Source organism: Blautia sp. 210820-DFI.6.14, assembly GCF_020558815.1.
Classification (GTDB): domain Bacteria; phylum Bacillota; class Clostridia; order Lachnospirales; family Lachnospiraceae; genus Blautia_A; species Blautia_A obeum.
Window position 1 is genome coordinate 1 of record NZ_JAJCKS010000091.1, and the last position, 696, is coordinate 696.

A 696-nucleotide genomic window follows, 5' to 3' on the forward strand; every position below is an offset into this window, starting at 1 on the left:
AAATTCCGATTTTTCGTTCTCTGCGACTTCCCAATAAACGGGAATTTTACGCTTTCTTAATTGGATGTCTAATTACAGTTTTCCATTTTTCTGGGGCAACCTTTCTTGCATCAGACATATAAATCTCGTGGTGCAACCTATCTTTGTTAATATCATTAACATATCCATTTTGTTCTAAATAAGTATCCATAAGCGCAACAGTTGCTGGCTCATTATCAAAAGAACCTATATGCATAATTTGAACGCATAATCCCTCATCAATCGTAAGATACTCTGCTGACGAACAATCAAGTTTCTTCTTTTTCGTTGCTGTTTCTACCGCCCAGTCAAAATCAGCTTTAGAAATGAAATCAGGCAAACGGATAACAGAAATCCAGCTGAAAGCAGACTTATTTGTATAATCTACACTCTCGACATCATCCTGCCACCAAAAACCTTCCAATGGCGGAACAACATATTCAAAAAATCCTTCAATTTTATAATCAGTCTTGTAACTCATTTTTAATGTGTATGCAACAGCATATAGAACACTGATTGCTTGTTGATATGCTCCGCCTTCTTCATTTGGATTGCCTTTTCCTCTAACTGCAATATAATTTGCCTTAGGTACATTTACAATCTCTGGTTTGTTCTTCGGCATATAGAATTCTTTATACTCTTTTTTAAAATCAAAAGCCATAATAACCTCCAAAATTC

Annotated in this window: 1 protein-coding gene; it reads right to left on the reverse strand. The window is 35.2% G+C overall.

What is annotated here, in order from left to right:
* Positions 1-46: 46 nt before the first annotated feature.
* Complete coding sequence (locus LI112_RS17860) at positions 47-679, reverse strand: GyrI-like domain-containing protein (RefSeq protein WP_055247379.1); 633 nt, start codon at positions 677-679, stop codon at positions 47-49.
* Positions 680-696: the final 17 nt, after the last annotated feature.

What these genes read in the sequence shown, in the direction of transcription:
- LI112_RS17860 (WP_055247379.1), bottom strand. Translation starts at nt 679, where the DNA reads ATGGCTTTTGATTTTAAAAAAGAGTATAAAGAATTCTATATGCCGAAG.